Source organism: Streptomyces sp. NBC_00390 (assembly GCF_036057275.1).
Taxonomy (GTDB): domain Bacteria; phylum Actinomycetota; class Actinomycetes; order Streptomycetales; family Streptomycetaceae; genus Streptomyces.
This window is the reverse complement of the sequence record NZ_CP107945.1, coordinates 7,795,125-7,814,961: the sequence shown is the minus strand read 5'-3', so window position 1 is coordinate 7,814,961 and position 19,837 is coordinate 7,795,125. Positions and strand designations below refer to the sequence as shown.

At 69.0% G+C, this 19,837-nt stretch carries 15 protein-coding genes and 1 pseudogene; 8 read left to right on the top strand and 8 right to left on the bottom strand.

Annotated features, from left to right (window positions below):
- Positions 1-18 precede the first annotated feature (18 nt).
- Together OHS70_RS34745 and OHS70_RS34740 are read left to right on the top strand one after the other, a co-directional pair.
- Positions 19-1,092, top strand: a complete 1,074-nt coding sequence (locus OHS70_RS34745) for an IS4 family transposase (RefSeq protein WP_328404191.1) — start codon at positions 19-21, stop codon at positions 1,090-1,092.
- A gap of 234 nt (positions 1,093-1,326) precedes the next feature.
- Positions 1,327-1,803 (top strand): phosphotransferase, encoded by a 477-nt coding sequence (locus OHS70_RS34740; RefSeq protein WP_328404189.1) that lies wholly within the window; start codon positions 1,327-1,329, stop codon positions 1,801-1,803.
- Here OHS70_RS34740 and OHS70_RS34735 read toward each other — a convergent pair.
- The 3 genes from OHS70_RS34735 to OHS70_RS34725 all read right to left on the bottom strand — a co-directional run bounded on the left by OHS70_RS34735 (position 1,754) and on the right by OHS70_RS34725 (position 4,208).
- Positions 1,754-3,418: a sodium/solute symporter gene (locus OHS70_RS34735; RefSeq protein WP_328404187.1), complete on the bottom strand. Its 1,665-nt coding sequence runs from the start codon at positions 3,416-3,418 to the stop codon at positions 1,754-1,756. The genes OHS70_RS34740 and OHS70_RS34735 overlap by 50 nt on opposite strands.
- Positions 3,415-3,702, bottom strand: coding sequence for a hypothetical protein (locus tag OHS70_RS34730; protein ID WP_328404185.1), 288 nt, complete (start codon positions 3,700-3,702; stop codon positions 3,415-3,417). The genes OHS70_RS34735 and OHS70_RS34730 overlap by 4 nt, the downstream gene beginning before the upstream one ends.
- A gap of 227 nt (positions 3,703-3,929) precedes the next feature.
- Entirely contained in the window at positions 3,930-4,208 is a 279-nt protein-coding gene (locus OHS70_RS34725) for a hypothetical protein (RefSeq protein ID WP_328404183.1), read from the bottom strand.
- A gap of 112 nt (positions 4,209-4,320) precedes the next feature.
- Between OHS70_RS34725 and OHS70_RS34720 the strand changes: the two genes are divergently transcribed.
- The 4 genes from OHS70_RS34720 (at position 4,321) to OHS70_RS34705 (ending at position 8,171) form a co-directional block, all read left to right on the top strand.
- The gene (locus OHS70_RS34720; protein ID WP_328404181.1) at positions 4,321-5,340 is read left to right on the top strand and encodes an AraC family transcriptional regulator; all 1,020 of its coding nucleotides are present in this window, start codon (positions 4,321-4,323) and stop codon (positions 5,338-5,340) included.
- 17 nt (positions 5,341-5,357) lie between these two features.
- Entirely contained in the window at positions 5,358-5,672 is a 315-nt protein-coding gene (locus OHS70_RS34715) for a hypothetical protein (protein ID WP_328404179.1), read from the top strand.
- A 373-nt stretch (positions 5,673-6,045) separates the two neighbouring features.
- Positions 6,046-6,270 (top strand): hypothetical protein, encoded by a 225-nt coding sequence (locus tag OHS70_RS34710; protein WP_328406118.1) that lies wholly within the window; start codon positions 6,046-6,048, stop codon positions 6,268-6,270.
- 14 nt (positions 6,271-6,284) lie between these two features.
- Complete coding sequence (locus OHS70_RS34705; RefSeq protein ID WP_328404177.1) at positions 6,285-8,171, top strand: glycoside hydrolase family 15 protein; 1,887 nt, start codon at positions 6,285-6,287, stop codon at positions 8,169-8,171.
- Positions 8,172-8,295: 124 nt separating this feature from the next.
- Here the strand turns inward: OHS70_RS34705 and OHS70_RS34700 are convergent, their stop codons facing one another.
- A complete protein-coding gene (locus OHS70_RS34700) occupies positions 8,296-9,837 on the bottom strand; it encodes a chloride channel protein (protein WP_328404175.1) in 1,542 nt (513 codons plus the stop codon).
- Between the two features lie 570 nt (positions 9,838-10,407).
- Here OHS70_RS34700 and OHS70_RS34695 point away from each other — a divergent pair.
- The gene (locus tag OHS70_RS34695) at positions 10,408-13,656 is read left to right on the top strand and encodes a bifunctional cytochrome P450/NADPH--P450 reductase (protein ID WP_328404173.1); all 3,249 of its coding nucleotides are present in this window, start codon (positions 10,408-10,410) and stop codon (positions 13,654-13,656) included.
- Positions 13,657-13,787: 131 nt separating this feature from the next.
- On the opposite strand, the gene OHS70_RS34690 is transcribed toward OHS70_RS34695, so the two are convergent.
- The 3 genes from OHS70_RS34690 to OHS70_RS34680 all read right to left on the bottom strand — a co-directional run bounded on the left by OHS70_RS34690 (position 13,788) and on the right by OHS70_RS34680 (position 18,420).
- On the bottom strand, positions 13,788-16,190 hold the full coding sequence (locus OHS70_RS34690; RefSeq protein WP_328404171.1) for a SpoIIE family protein phosphatase: 2,403 nt from the start codon (positions 16,188-16,190) through the stop codon (positions 13,788-13,790).
- 257 nt (positions 16,191-16,447) lie between these two features.
- Complete coding sequence (locus OHS70_RS34685; RefSeq protein ID WP_328404169.1) at positions 16,448-16,981, bottom strand: MarR family winged helix-turn-helix transcriptional regulator; 534 nt, start codon at positions 16,979-16,981, stop codon at positions 16,448-16,450.
- 212 nt (positions 16,982-17,193) lie between these two features.
- A complete protein-coding gene (locus OHS70_RS34680; protein WP_328404167.1) occupies positions 17,194-18,420 on the bottom strand; it encodes an acyl-CoA dehydrogenase family protein in 1,227 nt (408 codons plus the stop codon).
- A gap of 64 nt (positions 18,421-18,484) precedes the next feature.
- Here OHS70_RS34680 and OHS70_RS34675 point away from each other — a divergent pair, with 64 nt between their 5' ends.
- Complete coding sequence (locus tag OHS70_RS34675) at positions 18,485-19,312, top strand: SDR family oxidoreductase (RefSeq protein WP_328404165.1); 828 nt, start codon at positions 18,485-18,487, stop codon at positions 19,310-19,312.
- Between the two features lie 159 nt (positions 19,313-19,471).
- On the opposite strand, the pseudogene OHS70_RS34670 reads toward OHS70_RS34675, so the two are convergent.
- A pseudogene (locus tag OHS70_RS34670) lies at positions 19,472-19,801 on the bottom strand (2-hydroxyacid dehydrogenase); the annotation flags it as partial.
- Positions 19,802-19,837: the final 36 nt, after the last annotated feature.

The following is a 19,837-nucleotide window of genomic DNA, read 5'->3' as shown; positions in this document are numbered from 1 at the left end:
AGGCGGAGCGCCGGTGCTATGGCTCAGGCCCGCAGGCGGGTCGGGGCTGTGCCGCTGCGCCGCTTGTTCGACCTGCTGCGCGGGCCGGCCGCCGGGGTCCGCACCGTGGGGGCACGGTGGCGGGGTCTTCTCGTTTGCGCTGTCGACGGCACGCTGGTGGCGGTGCCCGACAGTCCGGCGAACCAGGGCGAGTTCGTCAGGCATCGCTGCAACAACGGCGGGGCGGGGTATCCCTCGCTCCGTCTGCTGGTTCTGGTGTCCTGCGGCACCCGTACCGTTCTGGACGCGGTGTTCGGGCCGACCGCGAACGGGGAGACGTTCTATGCCCCGAGCCTGGTCCGCAGCCTGCGCGAGGGCATGATCGTCCTGCTGGACCGGAACTTCGCCGTCCAGGCACTGGTCGAGACGATCACCGGCACGGGCGCGCATGTCCTGGTCCGTGTGAAGGAGCACCGCAGGCTGCCGGTCCTGGGACGTTTCCCCGACGGTTCCTACCTGTCCAGGCTCGGAGCCGTTCCGGTCCGGGTCATCGACTGCGAGATCACCCTCAACACTTCCCAGGGGCGCCGCACCTGCGCCTACCGCCTCGTCACGACCCTGACCGACCCCCACGCGCACCCCGCCGCCGAGCTGATCAGGCTTTACCACGAACGCTGGGAGGTCGAGACCTCCTACCTGGAGATCAAGTCCACCATTCTGGGCGGACGGGTCCTTCATGCCCGGACTCCTGCCGGCGTTGCCCAGGAAGTCTTCGCTCTGCTGGTCACCTACCAGGTCCTGCGACTGGCCATGGCGGATGCCACCGGCATCCGCCCGGACACCGACCCCGACCGGGCCAGTTTCTCCATCGCGCTGAACACCGCCCGCGACCTGCTCGTCCAGGCCGCGGGCGTCTTCAACGGCACGGCCGTCGATCTCGTCGGCACCATTGGCCGCCGGGTCCTGGCCGGCCTCATGCCTGACCGGCGCATCCGCACCCGGCCACGCGTCGTCAAACGCGCCATCTCGAAGTACAACGCCAGAGGCACCGTCGACAGAACCAGCTACAAGGCCACCATCAGCATCGACATTCTGACCACCCGCACCCCTTGACGTCGGACGCTCAACGCTAACTACACGGCATTGGTGCTAGTAGTCCTTTTCGTCGACCGCGTACCAGCAGGTCGACCGGCTGCTCAGTGATCGTTCTCTCCGGGGACGGCAGATCGTCACGCCCCGGTCCCGCCTGTCTCCGACATCTCTGGGTACCGTCGCTCTGACGTCTGCTGTCGGCGCTGGCTGCCTCGAGGGTCCGGATACCGGGTTGGCGGTAACAGGAGGGAGTGGGTGCAGGCCTGCCGTCTGGTGCTGATCGAGGTACGCGCGGGGGGCACGTCGGCCGGCGCTGCGAAGGTTCTGACCGCATCGTGCCGACAGGCTGGCCTCGACGGTGACGGCGCTTCTCTGATCCGCCTGGGCGAGAACGCCCTGTTCCGTCTCGCGGCACATCCGGTGGTGGTGCGCATCGCGCGGTCGACGGAATACCTGGAGTCGTCGCGGCGTGAGGTACGGGTATCACGCTGGCTCTCGGCTGAGGGCTTCCCTGTGACTCGCGTGGTCGACGACCCGGAACAACTCTTGGTCGTCGGCGGTCACCCGGTGACGTTCTGGCATCTGATCAAGGAGTGCGACCGGAAGGCGACGTACGGCGAGCTGGGCGCGGTCCTCCGGGATCTGCACTCATTCAGCCTGCCGGACACACTGGCGCTGCCCCCTATCCGGTTCGGGGCCTCTCAGTGGGCACGGCGCCCAGATGTGTCCTGAGGCTCCCATTGGCTGCTCGGCTGTCCCGGACCTCCTTGCCCTTCCTTCCTTGCCTTCCCACGACGCTGCCCAGCCAGCCGAACAGGAAGCCGGCGGGAATCGACACGAGGACGACCGTCTGCAGCGGGAACCAGTCGATGTGCCACTCCGGGAAGAGCGCCAAGGGGGTGCCGGAGAAGACGGGGCTGATGATCTGCAGTCCGACGCTGCAGACCAGGCCCCCGTACAGCGTCCAGAGGAGCCCGGCCCGGGTGTAGCCGCTCCAGAAGAGGGAGTACACCACCGCCGGAAGCAGGCAGGAGGCCGCCACCGCAAGGCCCGTCTGCGTCAGGAACAGGATGTTCCATCCCTGCACCCAGACCGCCAGCACGATGCTCAGGATTCCGACCCCGGCGGACGCCATGCGGGCGGCGGCCACCTCCCGGCCCTCGGTCGTGCGCCCACGGCGCAGCACCTTCGTGTACAGGTCGTGGGCGATCGATCCCGCGGCGGCCAGGGTGATGCTCGCCACGGCGGTCAGCGTGGTGAGGAACACCGCGGAGGAAACCAGGACGACGAAGAGTGCCCCCTTCGCGTCGGTGGACGAGCCGCCCGCCAGTTCGCCGGTGAGCAGCAGCAGGGCGCTGTTGCCGGCAGGATCGGCGGCCACGATCGCCTGTGCGCCGATCAACGCGGCGCCCGCGAGGCCCATCAGAGCCGTCGTCAGGCAGAACGCGCCGACGATGGTGATGGTGTGGCGCACCGTACGGCGCGCGGTGGCGACGTCGGGTGCGGTGCTCAATTGCATGGCGACGGGTGGCAGGCACGCCACTCCCAGCACGATGGTGATCACCACGCCGATGAAGTCGAGCGTGCCCTCCCATTCGCTGCTGTCGGCGTAGAGGCCGGGACTCATATAGCCGGCGGGCCGGCCGCTGCCCTGTGCGGCGGCGTCGATCAGGGCATCGGCGCTCCAGTGGAAACGATGGAGCAGCACCGCTGCCACCGCCAGGGCCGCGCCGAGCAGCACCACCATTTTGATCACCTGGATCACGATCATGCCGCGCATGCCGCCGAACACCGTGGCGCAGACGACCAGTGCGCCGATCATGACGATGGCTGTCTTCTCGGCGCCGGACCCGGTCATTCCCAGCAGCGCCGTGGTGGTCACGCCCGCGCCGGAGAGTTGCACGACCAGAAAGGGGACGCACACGCTCAAGGTCACGACGGCGGTCGCGATCCTCGCCCCCGGCCCTGGAGCCCGTAAGGCGAACGTGTCGCCCAGGGTGTAACCGGCGTGCTCGCGCAGGGGGCGCGCCAGCAGGAGGAGCACGCCGAGTGACAGCACGGTGCACAAGGCCATGAACAGACCGTCGTAGCCGAAGACCGCGACAATTCCCGTGTTGCCGAGCACCGCGCCCGTGGGCAGGCAGACGCCGGACAGGACGAGGGCCCCGCGCAGGGGCTTGAGCCTGCGGCCCGCTGCGTAGAAGTCGTTGACCCGGTCCCTCCCGGGGCCGCTCAGGACGCAGATGAACAGGATGGGGACGATGAGCGTCAGAAAGGCCACCAGGACGAAGGCCTGCGTGTCGCTGTCCAGGGCGCCGGGCGCGGCGAGCAGGATCCGCTGACTCATCTGTTCTCCTCCCCGTCCTCCTGAGGAGCCGGGCGTCCGTCCGCGCGGCGGTCGAACCGCGCCGCCGTCCACACCAGCAGGAAGCCCTGGAAGAGCAGGGCCAGCACGCCGAAGCTGATCTCTCCCCAGACACGGGTGGCCATCAACCCGGCTGCGGAGCAGGCGAGCAGCACGTGCACGGCGAAGGCCGATCCGTTGACCAGGGCGAAGGACACACCCGGGCGGTGAGGCTGCGGACGATGATGAAGGCGGGAGGCGTGCGGGTGGGCGTGCGGGTAAGTCATGGCAGCTCCGTACGTTGTTGGGCGGCCCAGCGAGGGTCGGGTACTTCGGCCACCGCTTGCAGGCCAGGTAGAGCCCAGGCTGGATCCCGATGTTGCGCCGGCGGGCGAGCCAGAACACCCACGACGTGGGCAGGAACCGGTCGCCACGTGCTCGGCTCGGCCTGCCATCGAAGGCACCACGGTGACCGCGGTGGCGCCGCTGTCGATGACCACGACCTTCTTGCCGTCTAGTCGAGGTCCTCGGGCCAGTGCTGCGGGTGGACGCACTGACCGCCGAAGCGGTCCACGCCCAGAACTCGGGGAGGTAACCCGGGGTTGTAGTTGTAGTAGCCGGTGCAGTTGATGAGGAAGCCGCAGGTGTGGGTGCGCTGCTCACCAGTCGCCTCGTACAGGGCGGTGACAGGCCGGCGACCCTCAGCGGGGAACTCACCGGTGATCTGGCAGGCGGTGCCGATGCCCGAGAGCCCAGCGCCGACGATCAGGGCGTCGAAATGGGTGTCACTCATGGCTTCTCGCGCTCCTTGGTTGCTGCTTGCCAGAGCATCCATTCCGGAGGGAACCGGGGTATTGACAATGTGCGACACACTTTTGTCATTTCCCGACACGTGCGAGGAGCGGATGGGCAGCCTGATCCGGGCCACCACCTTGTGGGGGTACGTCGACCTGGTGCGCGAACTGGGTGGCGACCCGAAGTCGATGCTGGCCCGTTTCGAGATCCCGGGCGGCGTCGACCAGCAGGACGACTCCTTCGTCCGTCTCGACTCCTTCCTTCAGATGCTGGAGGCCAGCGCCGAGGAGCTCGACTGCTCCGACTTCGGACTGCGTCTCTCCCGTTGGCAGGGGCTTGCGATCCTCGGGCCCATCGCCGTGATCGCCCGCAACTCACAGACGTTGCAGGAGGGTTTCGAAGCGATCGCGCGGTACTTCTACGTCCACTCCCCGGCGCTTCACCTGGAGGTGGCGCCGATCACTGACAAGACCGTCAGATTCGACTACCGAGTGTCCGAGCTACCCCTGGCTCGGCTGCGACAGGGCTATGAGCTGAGCTTGGCCAACGGTGCTCGGATCATCCGACTCCTCGGAGGTCCGGAAGCCCGGCCGACCCGCGCGTCGTTCCTGCACGACCAGCTAGGGCCGGACACCTCCTACGCCGAGGCCCTGGGGTGTCCCGTGGTCTTCGAACAGGCATGGTGCGGCTTCGACCTGCCCGCCGACACAGCCGGAGGGCTGATCGACAACGCGGACCCCGAGACCCGCCGCATCGCCACCAAGTACCTCGAGACACAGACCCTCCCGAGCAGCACGTCGCTGGCCGACCGTGTCGCCGAGCTGACCCGACGGCTGCTCCCGACCGGTCACTGCACCGCCGGCACCATCGCCGACGAGGTCGGCATGCACCCCCGGACGCTGCAAAGACGGCTCGTCGCCGAGGGGATCCAGTTCCAGGACATCCTCGACCGCGAACGCCGCGACCTCGCAGCGCACTACCTCGCCGACCCGATGCTGCAGTTGAGCCAGATCGCAAGCCTGCTCGGCTACGCCGAACAGGCTTCCCTCAACCGCTCGTTCCGGCGCTGGTTCGGCACGACACCGGCCCGCTACCGTGCCGCACTCCGGAACACGACGACGAGAAGTTGATCACGCAGCCAACACAGGTGGACGCCACCCGGGCCCTTCGAGATCTCGGCGTCGCCGAGCTGGACGAGACTTCGCGGGAGCGGGCCGAGGGCATCGTCCGCAGCTACCTCGAGCCCACCTTCGGCGACCTGAAGGCCGGCAAGCCGACCGCCGGGAGTTGTACCGGAGAGTCGCCGTCCAGGCTGATCGGCGTGGCTGCCCGGCTCCTGGTGTCGGCAGTCGAGGAGGGCAGGCTGCAACCGGACCGCACAGCAGTCGCAGGCCAGGACGCCGGGACACCGGGACACCGGGACACCGGGACACCGGGACACCGGATGCACGGTGACTGCTGACCCGTGTCCGAAGTTGTTCACCGACTGACATCAGTGGCTGACTGTGAGGATGCCGGTGGTGCCGCCCTGGGGCGGCGAGCTGCCGGTGTCACGTGGGGAGCCCTTCGCGACGGCGCTGAGCCGCCGAAAGGACTTCTCCGGCACCGGTCGGGAACCTCGTAAGACTCGCCGATGTCAGGAGGCAGAGGGACATTGGTGAGGAGGAGTACCAGCAGGCGAAGGCCGAGGTGGTTGTGACCAAGACAGCCGGCCCAAGGGGCGCCGGGCCGTCACGTCGGTCGGCAGCTGACACGCAGAATCGAGGCGGTCATGCGTGCGGTGACGGTACCAGCGTCGGCTCGCTGACGGGCCGGGCCCGCAGGCCGCAGGCCGCATCGAGATCGGGCTCGCCACGTCGGCCGTTCTGCGGAACCTCGCGGTCTTCGGCTCCGTCAACGCCGACCGCCGGCACTACTACCCGGCCGCCAGGGAGTTCGCCCGAGCCGACCGGGGCCGGCTGGAGGGACTTGTGACACGGCGAATCGCCCCCCGCGACATCGAGCAGGCACGAGACCCGGACCAGACCGGCATCACGGTGATGGTGGACTTCACGTCCTGAGGGAGTTGAACGACATGGCCGAGACCGACTATCCGCCGATATCCGACTACGCCTTCCTCAGCGACTGCCACTCCGTGGCGCTGGTGAGCCGGGACGCGTCGGTGGAATGGGCCTGCTTTCACCGCTTCGACGGGCGATCGGTCTTCGCCCGCATACTGGACCGGGACCGTGGGGGCTACTTCCGCATCGCCCCGGTGGGACAGTTCACCACAACCCGTCGCTACCTGCCGGACACGAACGTGCTGGAGACCCGCTTCGACACGGACACTGGATCCGTCACGGTGACGGACTGCCTGCCGGTGCGCGAGGACCTCACCCACCCCGGCCGGGTAGAACGGCGGCCCCCGGACGGACTGCTGCTGCGCACCGTGCGCAGCGAGTCGGGCACAGTCGAGATGGAGCTGGAGTTCGCCCCCAGGTTCGAGTACGGGATGACCGTCCCGTACATGGAACTCACCGACGAGGACCTGGTCGTGGTCACCGGCGGCCCGGACTCCCTGCTTCTGCAGAGCGGGCTGGCACCGCTCGAGGTCGACGACCTCGGCAACTGCACCGCGCGGACGTCCCTGACAGAGGGGCAGGTTGCCCATGTGGCTCTCACCTACGCGCAGGCCGGGGCACTGACCATCGAGCGTCACTCCCCTGTCGACCTGCACGGCAGGCTGGCGGAAACCGTGGCGTTCTGGACCAACTGGGCCGCGCGATGCACCTACCAGGGCCCCCACCGTGACGCCGTGGTGCGTAGCGCGCTCGTGCTCAAGGGACTCATCTACGACGACACCGGCGCTCTGGCCGCGGCCCCCACCACCTCGCTCCCCGAGGAGATCAGTGGAGAGCGCAACTGGGACTACCGCTACACCTGGCTGCGCGACTCCGCGGCCATGCTGGGCGCTCTGGGCGCCCTCGGGTATCTGGAGGAAGCGGAGCGGTTCGGTGACTGGCTGCTGCGCACGACCGCGGGCCGGGCCGAGGACCTGCAGATCATGTACGGCATCGGCGGTGAACGGCTGCTGCACGAGGTCGATCTGGACCATCTGGAGGGCTACCGTGCCTCTCGCCCGGTCCGGGTGGGAAACGGCGCGTGGGACCAGTTCCAGCTGGACACGTACGGCGAACTGCTGGAAGCGACGATGCTCATCCTGAAGCTGCGCGGCCAGCAGATCATCGCCCCGCACGGCGCGCGGTTCCTGCGCGATGTGGTTGACCTCAACATCAAGCGCTGGCAAGAGCCCGACGAGGGCATCTGGGAGATCCGCGGCGGGCGGCGGCATTTCGTCTTCTCCAAACTGATGGCATGGGCCGCCGTCGACTGCGGCATCCGCCTCCTCGACATGGCCCCCGAGCTGGCTCAGGAGCCGGGGTTGCGGGAGCGTTGGGAGCAAGCCCGCCAGGAGATTCGGACGACCTTGGAGACCAAGGGAGTTGACCCCGAGACCGGTGCGTTCCTCCAGGCGTTCGACCACGACGAACTCGACGCATCCTCGCTGCAGGTGAGCCTGCGGGGCTTCCTGCCTCCGAACGACCCCAGGATCCTTGCCACGATCGACCGGACGGAAGCCGAGTTGACCCGCAACGGCCACGTCTACCGCTACCTTGCGGCGGACGGCCTGTCGGGCGAAGAGGGCTCGTTCGTCTTCTGCACCCTGTGGCTTGCGGCCGCCCTGGCACGTGCCGGCCGCACCGAAAAAGCAGAGAAGTACCTCACCGGCGTCCTGGACTGCGCAAACGACCTCGGCCTGCTGGCGGAGGAGATCGACCCCGACACCGGGGAGCAACTCGGCAACTTCCCCCAGGGATTCAGCCATCTCGGCGTCATCTCGGCCGCACTGAACCTCGCCTACGCGCGATCCGGAGCCGACGCCCCCTGGCCTCCCCGGCGGTGGGGCGCAGACGAGGACTGAGCCGCCCGGCGGCTCCAGCCCCTGCGGGTGGGAAGGACAAGGCCATGAGCACGCGCGCCGGGGAGCCCGGCAGGAACACCATGGGGACCCGTGAAACCGTAGTACAGAGCTCAGCGGCCGGCCCTCACGGCGCGGGCTTTCGCAGGGTTCGACGACCGCGCAGCAGTTCCGCGCACACGAAGGACACCACCGAGGCAACGACGAGGACGGGCATCTGCGCCACTGCATCAGGCCCCAGGAGCAGTGTCGCCAGGACCATCCCGGCGATCGGGAGGCGCAGTACCGCCGCGCCGGCTGCTGCCAGTCCCACAGCCAGCCCGGGTGCCAAGCCGAAGCCGGGCAACGGCGAGCAGAGCACGGCCGCCGCCGCACCGATCAACAGTGCCGGAAAGACCGGTCCACCGCGCAGGGCCGCCAACGAGAACGTCCAAGCCAGCCCCTTGAACACCAGCAGCAGAATCAGCGCTGAAACGGGCCAGGCATGTGGTGCAGCCGCCAAGTCGGCCAGCGTCGCCTGGCCCGACAACGCCGCCTCCGCCGGCGAGCGGCCAGTACTCAGCCCGTACCCGGCGGCGAACACCCCGACCGCGACGGCGCAGGCCACCGTCCGCGACGCCGGACGCTTCGCCGTCCACTCGGAAGTCTTCCTGGCGAACGTCATCGCCACCACCGAGCCGACCGCAATGGCCGCAGCAAGTGGGATCCCCCACAGGAAGTCGCCGAGGCTCAGAGCCTCACTGGGAGGCAGTACCGGAAGGGAGAGTGCGCCGGTGCCCAGGCCGGTCCATCGCCCGAAACCCGTGAACACCAGGGCGCCGACCCCGCTCGCGAGCATGCACGGCAGGATCAAGGCAATCAGTTGGGCGCCGCCGATCCCCGCCGCCTCGATGATGAGCACGAAGGCCACCAGCGGGTTTCCGAAGACTGCCGCAATCGCGGCGGTCGCCCCGGCCGTCCCCAGGACTGCCGTCAGCTGTGGCGCCTGCGCGCGGCGGGCCGCCCGAACGGCGAGCAGCGCCAGCCCGCTGCCCAGTGCCATCAGCGGCGCCTCGGGGCCGAGTACCGCGCCCAGCGACAGGCTCGCCAACGCGGCCACCACCACACCGGGCACCGCGGACGGAAGGACCGGGCCCCCGCCCACCCCATCCACAGGGAGGTGACCGCCGTGCCCCGGGAACACGGAGACGACCCAGGCCACGATCAGGCCCGCAACAGTCAGCAACGGAAGGGGCCACCACCATGGAACCGCGGAGTAGCCGAGAGCGTGCGGCAAATCGTCCCAGAGCCAGTGCTGCGCGGCGTGCTCCAGCACGAGGAACCCGAAAGCAGCCAGGGAAACCGGGACACCGACCAATGCGGACAACGCCAGCAGCTTGAGGTAGCCAGGATCGCTCAGCACCTTGTCGAGCTCGCGGGTCTCCTGGGGTTCCGTCGCCCGTTCCTCTGACACAACCGCCTCCTCCGGAGAGGGCCCATCCGCGACTCCCCTGGCCAGGCTGTGTGACACCACAGCACCAGCGCACCCGCAGGCCCCGCGAACTAGGCCGAACGGCGCGTCTGTCCAGCCATCGGCCCTGCTGACGGCCGCCGTTGGATGCGGATCCGATCCACATTTCGGATACTGCCGGTGATCTTCGCTCGGTGGGGTGACGTTCTGCTGGTGCACACCCGACCGGGCCTGGAGAGTGCGCTCGGGACGCGCGGGGCGACGGCGGTCGAGGCAGCCCCGCATGGACATGGCTTCGGTTTCGGGTCGGGTGATTCCGTCAGCTGACGGTTCGGACGGCGCGGGCGAGCCATCCGCAGGGCACGGCAACGAGGGGGTGCGCGACTGGCTGGAAAGGCTCCGACTCCTCGTCCGGCCGTCGAAGCTGTTGCCACTCCCGCCGGCAAGTACGTCGGCGAGGAAAAAGCACTCTCGCGACCCGGCCGCAGCCCGCCAAGCCCCACATACGCCCGGGCGCCGAGCAGTGCATGTCGCCCTGACCTGCTCGCGCCGCGACCCGATCGCTCGGCCGCGCCAGGCGGCCACGCTGTATCGGGTTCCTCTCAGGACGGGCTGCCCAACTGATCAGGCCGAACGGCCTGAGTGAGAACGCGCTGGTCTGACGCGGTGTTCTCGGTCAGAGGGACGGGAGCTGAACCTCGCGAACACATCCGCTGTTGCAGCCCCCGCACCGCAGGGAGACGCTCGATACACGGGTGGCGGCTCCACCGATTCCTGGGAGTGATGGAGATGACGACGCTGAGTGGTCGCGGTGCGGAGGCGATTCCCGCGCCCGCCGGGCTTCCGCTGATCGGGAATCTCCGGGACATCGCGCACCGGGACTTCGTCGAGCACGCGATCCGGCTGGCTCGTCAGTACGGGCCGATCTACCGGCTGGACACGCCGCTCGGTGAGCGGATCTTCGTCTCCGGGACCGATCTCGTCGACGAGATCTGCGACGACGCGCGCTTCGACAAGCTGGTGACCGGCGGGCTGACGCGGCTGCAGAACTCCGCCATCGGCAACGGGCTGTTCACCGCGGACACCGCCGACCCGATGTGGCAGCGGGCGCACAACATCCTGATGCCACCGTTCGGCCTGAAGGCGATGCGCGACTACATGCCGATGATGCTGGACCTGGCCGGGCAGCTGCTCGACAAGTGGGCCCGGCTCAACCCGGACGACGAGGTCGACGTGTCGGACGACATGACCCGCCTCACCCTGGACACCGTCGCGCTGTGTGGATTCGGCTATCGCCTCAACTCCTTCTACCGGGAAACTCCGCACCCGTTCGTCCAGGCCATGACGCGGGTCCTGCTGGAGGCCCAGAACCAGGCCCGGCTGCCCGCCGCCGTCAACCGCGTCCGCAAGCGCGCCCAGCGCCGGTACGAGCGGGACAACGCGTTCATGAACGAGATCGTCGATCAGCTCATCCGGCGGCGGCGGGCGGCCGGGGACAGCGAGACCAAGGACCTGCTCGGCTGCATGCTGGCCGGTGTGGACCGGCAGTCGGGCGAGCGGCTTCCGGACGAGAACATCCGGGCCCAGTGCATCACCTTTCTCATCGCCGGTCACGAGACGACCAGCGGTCTGCTCTCCTTCGCCACGCACTTCCTGCTCAAGCACCCCGAGGTGGTCGAGCGCGCGCGTGCCGAGGCCGACGAGGTCCTGGGCACGGACATGGGAGTCGCGCCGACGTACGAGCAGGTGCACCGGCTCACCTACATCGCGCAGGTGCTGGACGAGTCGTTGCGGCTGTGGCCGACCGCGCCCGCCTTCACCCGCACCCCGTACGAGGAGACGACCATCGGCGGCCGCTACCGGATCTCCCCCGGCACCCCGCTGACCGTCCTCCCCGCCGCACTCCACCGGGACCGCGACATCTGGGGCCCGAACGCCGAGGACTTCGACCCCGAGCACTTCAGCCCGGAGCGCCGGGCGCAGCTCCCGCCGAACGCGTTCAAACCCTTCGGCACCGGACAACGGGCCTGCATCGGAAGGCAGTTCGCGATGCAGGAGGCGCAGCTGGTGCTCGGCATGCTGCTGCAGCGCTTCGACCTGATCGACCACCTCGGCTACCAGCTGAAGATCAAACAGACCCTCACCATCAAGCCGGACGGGCTCAAGGTGCAGCTCAGGCCACTGGCTGGACGGACGGCCGCCGCGCCTTTGCCGCGCGCCGTGGAGGCGGAACCGGAGAAGGCGCCGAAGCCCGAGGCCGCCGTGCCCGCCGTGGAGGTGCACGGTACACCGCTGGCGGTGCTGTTCGGCTCCAACCTGGGCACCGCCGAAGGGATCGCGGGACAGCTCGCACGGGAGGGGACGGAACGCGGCTTCGACGTCACGCTCGGCCCGCTCGACGACCACCTCGGCGATCTGCCCCGCGAGGGTGCGACCATCGTCGTCACCGCCTCGTACAACGGCACAGCGCCGGACAATGCCGCCCGGTTCTGCGGCTGGCTGCAGGACCCGGCGACCCCGGCGGACGCCTGCTCCGCCCTGCGGTACACCGTCTTCGGCTGCGGACACACCGACTGGGCGGCGACTTACCAGACCGTCCCCAAGCTGGTCGACACCGAGCTGGAGGCACACGGCGCCACCCGCGTCCACCCGCGCGGCGAGGGAGACGCCAAGAGCGACTTCGACGGGCAGTACCGGGCCTGGCACGCAGGGCTGTGGCCGGACCTCGCCGAGGCGCTGTCGCTGCCGGCCGCGGTCGGTCAGGCCGCCGCTCCCAGGCCCCGGCTGGCGATCTCGATGGCCAACAGGCGCGAGACCAACCCGGTCGTCACCTCCTACCGTGCCCGTCCCACTTTCGTACGGGTCAACCGCGAGCTGCAGCACCACGACGGCGGGCGGCCGGAACGTTCCACCCGCCACATGGAGATCGCCCTGCCCGAAGGGACGACCTACGAGGCGGGCGACCACCTCGGCGTGCTGCCGCGCAACTCCGTCGACGCGGTATGGCGCGTGTGCCGGCACTTCAAGCTGGACCTGGGCAACTACATCACGATCGCACCCGGCCCCGGGGTGCCCAGCCACCTGCCGACGGGCCAGGCCGTGCCGTTGATCGGCGTACTCGCCAGCTGCGTCGAGCTGCAGGACGTGGCCACCCGCTCCGACCTGGAGGCCATGGCCGCCCACACCGTCGACCCCAAGCAACGTGACGAACTGCTCACCCTCGCCGCCGACGACCCCGAAAGCCGCGAGCACTACCAGGAGCGGGTCTTCGCCCCGCGCCAGTCGGTGCTCGACCTGCTCGGTGAATTCCCGGACTGCCATCTGCCGTTCGACACCTTCCTGGAACTGCTGCCGCCACTGCGCCCGCGCTACTACTCGATCTCCTCCTCGCCCTTGGTCTCCCCGGACGTCTGCAGCATCACCACCGGCGTGCTGGAGGCCCCGGCCCGATCCGGCCACGGACTCTTCCACGGCGTGTGCTCCAACCACCTGGCCCACAGCGACCCCGACAGCACAGTCTTCGCCTTCGTCCGCAAGCCCACGATCCCGTTCCGGCCGCCGGACAACCCCCATCTTCCGATGATCATGATCGGCGCCGGCACCGGCCTCGCGCCCTTCCGCGGATTCCTGCAGGAGCGGGCCGCACAGAAGGAACAGGGCGCGCCAGTCGCCCAGTCGCTGCTCTTCTTCGGCTGCCGCACCCCCGAACGGGACTTCCTCTACGAGGAGGAGCTGCGGCACTTCGAGCAGCTGGGGATCGTACGGCTGCACCCGGCGTTCTCGCGGGTGCCGGGCAGGCCCAAGACGTACGTCCAGCACATGATCACGGAACACGCCGACGAGGTCTGGCAGTTGCTGCAGGAGGAGGCCGTGGTCTTCCTCTGCGGCGACGCCACCAGGATGGCGCCCGATGTACGGCGCGCCCTCACCGACATCTTCGCCAGCCGCACCGGCACATCGGCCGGCGATGCAGATGCCTGGTTCACCGGACTGCGCCAGGCGAACCGCTTCTTGGAGGACATCTGGGGCGCGGACTGACCAGCCCACGGCAACAGGGAGTGCCGCCGTTCAATTGCTTGGGCTGTGCGCAATGACACTTTGGCCGACGACAGCAGGATCCCGGGTGCGTCCTGGTCTCCCGTGGCCGGCTGGACGGAACTCGCGGGTGATCAAGTAGGCTCGGCCTCATTGTGATCGGCCAGGGGGAGGGCCTGCTCGGCCCAGATCGTCTTGCCCCGTGCGGCGTATCGGGTGCCCCAGCGGCGAGTGAGCTGGGCAATGAGGAAGAGTCCCCGGCCGCCCTCGTCGGTCTCGTACGCATGGCGCAGATGCGGGGCGGTGCTGCTGCCGTCGGTGACCTCGCAGATGAGGGTGAGGTCGCGGACAAGGCGCAGATGGATGGGGCCAGTGGCGTAGCGGATGGCGTTGGTGACCAGCTCGCTGACGATCAGTTCGGTGGTGGGCTCCAACTCTTCCAGGCTCCAGTTGGCTAGTTGCCGACGGGCCAGCGTGCGGGCGGTCGTAACGACCGCCGGGTCGTTCGGCAGGGTCCAGGCCGCCACCTGGTCCTCGCCGAGACCTTTGGTGCGTGCCAGCAGCAACGTGATGCTGTCCTGGTGTGCGCGGACCACGGCGTCACAGGTGTCTTCCATGGGCCGGTGGGGGTTGGCCAGGATCTGCCGCAGGCCGCCCGGCACCGTCTGCGGGTCCCCGCCTCGGACGAGGCTGCTGGTGGACAGGACGATGGCGCTTCCCACCGGTAGTTCCACTTCGACGGTCTCGTAGGGCGGACGACCGCTGCCCAGCGGTGGGCCGAACGGGACGTCGGGCAATTCCACCGCGCCTTCGGGCTTGATGATCACAGGTGCCAAGGCGCCGGCTCGGGCGAAGGTGCAGCGTCGGGAGATGGGGTCGTAGACCGCGTACACACAGGTGGCCCCTGTCAGAGGCGTCCCTGCCGAGGTGCCGTCGGGAGGGTGGGCATCGGCCTGGCCGGTCACCAGGTCGTTCAGCTGGGAGAGCAGTTCCTCGGGGGCCAGGTCCTGTGCGGCAAGGGTGTTGATGGCGCTGCGCAGCCGGCCCATTTCCGCCGCTGCCTGCATGCTCTGCCCGACCAGCTGCCCCACCACGAGAGCCACCCGCGCGCCGGAGAGCGGGATGACATCGAACCAGTCCCCGACGTTACTGGAGGGCTCGTGGCGCCAGGCCACCTCCACCGCGTTCTGGGCCGGGACGCGCTGCGGCAGCAGGCTGCGCTGCAGGGTGAGGGCGGCGCTGTGCTCGCGCGTGTACTGCCGCGCATTGTCGATGCACACGGCCGCCCGGGCGGCGAGTTCGGTGGCGAGGGCGAGATCGTCCTCCTCGAACGGATCGGTGGTCCTCGTCCGGTAGAAGCTGGCGATGCCGAGCATCACACCGCGGGCGGTGAGTGGTACGACCATCATGGAGTGCGTGCCGGCCCTGCGTACGAGTTCGGTTCGGTGAGGCTCAAGGGTGGACCACTCGCGGTCAGCCTGCAGGTCACGCAGCAGGCGGGGCTGCAGGTCTGCCAAGCACGCGGTGAAGAACGGCGGGTAGGTCGGGACCAGTTCGTCCGGAGCGTACGCCGGCTGAACGTCCAGCCCTTCGGCGGCGTGGAATGCGGCGCGCCGCACGAGCGCCTCGTCGCTCACCGGCCCGGGCGGGGACGCCTCACCCTGGAACACATCGTCCAGGACATCCACCACCACGACGTCGGCAAGGGCAGGCACCGAGACCAGAGCCAGCTCCTCGGCCGTTGTCGTCACGTCCAGCGTCGTACCGATCCGGGTGCCCGCCTCCACCAGCAGGGCCAGGCGCATCTGTGCCCGGTGCCGCTCGGACACGTCCTCCGAAGTAATACACACCCCGAGGACGCTTCCGTTCTCATCCTTCAGCGGCAGGAGTGTCACCGAGTACATGTGATCGTGATCAGGGTCGGCCGGGGGGCGGCCCATGTGTTCGTAGTCGGTCACCGGCTCACCGGTCTCCAGCACCGATCGGATGATGTGCTCCGCAGCGTCGTCCACCACGCCCGGTGCCACCTCACGAGCGAGGCGCCCGATGGCCTCCTCACCCACCGCCCCCTGTGCTCCCGGCGCGGCAAGGTTCAGCCGGACGACCCGGAGCTCGGGGTCGAGGACCTGCACACCGAGTGGAGATTCGGTCAGCAGTGCCCTCAGCAGCGCCGTATCGAGCTCCTGCTCATCGGTGCCGTCCGCGGCTTTCAGGACCAATGCCCAGCGCACGGTGCCGTCCTGCACGACGAGGCGCACCTGTGCGCGGACATCGAGGAGGTGCCCGTTCCGATGCCGGGCGGTCAACCGTTCACCAGGGCTCGGCGTCTCCTCCGCGGGGCCTGCGGAGGCCGACCGCTCCCCGGCGGACAGCAGGGCCGTCACAGGGCGGCCCAGGGCCTCATCCGCCGGATAGCCGAGCAGTTCCTGGGCCTCCGTACTCCACTCGGCGACGGCACCCTGCTCGTCCAGCACCACCCGGGCACCAAGTGCCGCGGACCGCCGTCGGGGCTCAGAGGTGCCCGGTCGCGCGTTCATCGTCGACTCCTAAGGGCCGCTTCCCCTCGCCGTCCGAGGCGGCAAGGTCAACAGGCCCATTTCACCGCAGACGGCGATCAGGCGCCGCTCAGGACAGCCGATCATGCCCACTGGCCGGTGCCGGCAGACTGCGGCCTCACGCACCTCGGCGAGTACGCCCGCATCCGTGGACGGACGACCTGGCCGCTTTGCCGCCGTCGCGAGCACCTGTTCAGCGGCCAGACGGACAGTCTGCGCTGCCCTCACCGGCCGCGCTCCTAGCTGTCCTCCGAGGGCTCCGCCCGTGGACCAGCGCCCTGCGTCTTCCGTGCCCCGGCCTGGTCGCGGACAGCGTCGAACATGGGGGGGAGGGTGGGGCCGGACGCCAACTCGTTCATCATCCGATGCAACGCCTTACGGTCGGCGGCACCGAGGTCGGCCAGGACGTCCGCATCGAGACTGTTGAGCCTTCGGTTGGCACCGGCAAGGATCTCGCGGCCGGCGTCCGTGACCCTCACCACGTAGCGGCGCCGGTCGCGGGCATCCCTCTCCCGTACGGCGTATCCAGCCCGCTCCAGGTCGTCCAGACTGGTGACCATGGTGGCCGGGTCGATGCGCAGGAACGTGCCGAGTGCCAGCTGTGACATGGGGCCGTTGTCGGCCAACGCCTGCAACACGCTGTAGTGGCGCACCCGTAGCCCGAGATCGCCGAGGCCGTCCTCGGCAATCCGGAATGCCACCTGCCCGATCTTGGTCAACAGGCAGATCGTGTGCTCGGCCACAGTCCCGGGGACCAGCGGCGCCTCGGACATCGTTCACCCCACCCATAATTAGCTGTGCATACGATGTGGTCCATCGTACGGGGAACGCATCTCCGTCCGGTGGTGCGCCCGGCCGGCGAGCGGGTGTGCAGCGATGTCCGGGGGCGACCAGACCGTGACGCCGGCAGGACATACGCGGTCTGACCGGCCCGTAGGAACCACTTCGTTCACCAGTGACGTGCCATAGCGATGCTGCGGGCTGTTCAGCCGATGACGTCGCGGCCGAAGATTTGGCGGGCGATGACCCACTTCTGGATTTCGTTGGTCCCTTCGTAGATCTCACCGATCTTGCTGTCCCGGTAGATCGCCTCGACGGGACCGGGGCTGCCGTCGGCGCCCAGTTCGCGCGCGAAGCCGAGACCGCCGAAAGCCTGGACGGCGTCGCGCGCCATGTCCACCGACAGCTTGGTGGCGTAGTACTTCGCCATCGCGGCCTCGGGCTCCGGAGACGGGTTGCCGGCATCCAGGCGCAGGGCGGCCTTGGTGTAGAGGGTGCGGGCGTTCTCGATCTCGGTGGCCCGTTCGGCAAGCAGGAACTGCCAGTGCTGGTTGGCGGCCACCGGCTTGCCGAAGGCGTGTCGCGTCGACAGGTGGGCCACGGTGAGGTCGAAGGCGACCTGTGCCATGCCGACTCCGGCGGCCGCGATGCCGATCCTTCCGTAGGTCAGAGTGGACAGCGCGTGGCGCAGTCCGTGTCCCTCGGCGCCACCGAGGAGATCGTCGTCGGACAGGTGCACATTCGTGAAGCGGATGTCCGCGGTGAGCTGGCCGCGGTTGCCCATCTTGCGGTCGGCGAGGCCGACTTCCACGCCCGGAAGTGCCGTGTCGACGATGAACATGCTCAGCCGCGTGCCGGTCCGGGCGAGAACCACCACGAACCCGGCGACCGGAGCGTTGGAGATCCACCGCTTGTGGCCGTTCAGCACCCAGCCGGCCTCGGTACGTATGGCCTCGGTCTGAACCGCCTGCGGAGACAGGTCGCTGGAAGCATCCGGCTCGGTGGTGGCGAACGCGCCGACCAGCGAGCCGTCGACCACCTTGGGCAGCCAGCGCTTGCGCTGTGCTTCGGTGCCCTGGTTGAGCGCGTTGCCCGCCAGGATGCAGTGCACGTCGAAGACGGCCGCGACGCTGCTGGAGTAGTAGGCCAGTTCTTCGATGGCCACAGCGGTGGCGGTCGCCGGATGGATCAGCCCGTCGCCGCCGACCTCGCCGGGGAAGGGGATCCGGAAGACCCCTGCCGATGCAAGCGCGTCGAACACCTGCCGGGGGAAACCGTCCGTGCGCTCGTCGCCTCCCGCGATCGCCGCGGCGTGCGGAGCCACTTCGTGCTCCGCGATCCGGCGCACGGCGGTACGAACGGACTGCGTCTCTTCGGGGGCGAGGAGCTCGTGGTAGAGCCGGTCGCTCTGGCGTGTGGGAGTGGAAGTCATACCTGGACCGTATCATTAGCACCGCACATCATTAGCTCTGCCAATTGATTTTGGAGGTTCGACCATGACACAGACGCTGGTCGGCAGGACCATCGTGATGTCGGGAGGCAGCCGCGGCATCGGACTCGCCATCGCCCTGCGTGCGGCCCGCGACGGTGCGAACGTGGTGATGCTCGCCAAGACCGCGGAGCCGCACCCGAAGCTCGAAGGCACGGTGTACACGGCGGTCGAAGAGGTTGAGCGCGCGGGCGGCAAGGGACTGGCCGTCGTCGGCGACGTCCGCAACGAGGAGGATGTGCGCACCGCCGTCGACGGGGCGGTCAGGGCCTTCGGCGGCATCGACATCGTGGTGAACAACGCCAGCGCGATCGACCTGTCGCCGTCGGAGCAGCTGGAGATGAAGCGGTACGACCTGATGCAGGACATCAACACGCGTGGCACGTTCCTGCTGAGCAAGACCGCGATCCCGCACCTGCGCGAGGCGGACAACCCACACATCCTCACGCTCTCCCCGCCGTTGAACCTCGCGCCGTACTGGGTGGGGAAACATCTCGGTTACACCCTGGCCAAGTACGGGATGAGCCTGTGCACCATCGGGCTCGCCGAGGAGCTGGCAGCCGATGGGATCGCCGCCAACTCCCTGTGGCCGCGGACCCTGATCGACACGGCCGCCGTACGCAACGTGGTCGGGGGTGCCCGAAATGCCAGGGCCCCCCAGATCATGGCCGATGCCGCGTACGCCATCCTCACCCGCAACGCCCGGGAGTGCACCGGCAACCTGTACATCGACGACGAGGTGCTGGGCGCCGAGGGTGTCACCGACCTGTCCGTCTACACCCCCGCCGACTTCAGCGGCGAGCTCGCACTCGACATCTTTCTCGACTCGGCCTGATCTCCGGTCAGCTCGGTGGGGCGTTCCGTCATGCGGCGAACAGGACGGTCCCATCTGCCCACAGCATGGGCCGGCGCACCCAGCGGTGTGCCGGCCCATGCTGCTGGACCGACTGGGCGTCGGATGTGATGGCCCGCCCGGGCGCCGAATCGCCCCGCAGACCACGTCGCGCGGAGGCTCGCCGTCCAGGTATGCCGTGGTGTTCTCCATCGCGGCCCTGACGATCCGGGGCACGGTGTTGCGAGTGACTCCCGCGATGTGCGGGGTGAGCACCACGTTGGGCGCGCGCAGCGGCCGAAGCTCCGGTCCCGGGGGCTCGGGGGCGAAGACATCGAGGCCGGCCCCCGCGATCCGGCCGGCCTCAAGCGCGTCCGCGAGGGCCTCCTGGTCGACAAGGGCGCCCCGGGCCGTGTTGATCAGAAACGCGGTGGGCTTCACCAGTGACAGCCGGACGGCGTCCAGCAACTGCCGGGTCTCCTCGGGGTAGGGGGAAGAGGTTCTGGCCCCCGCGCGCCGTCGCGGTGC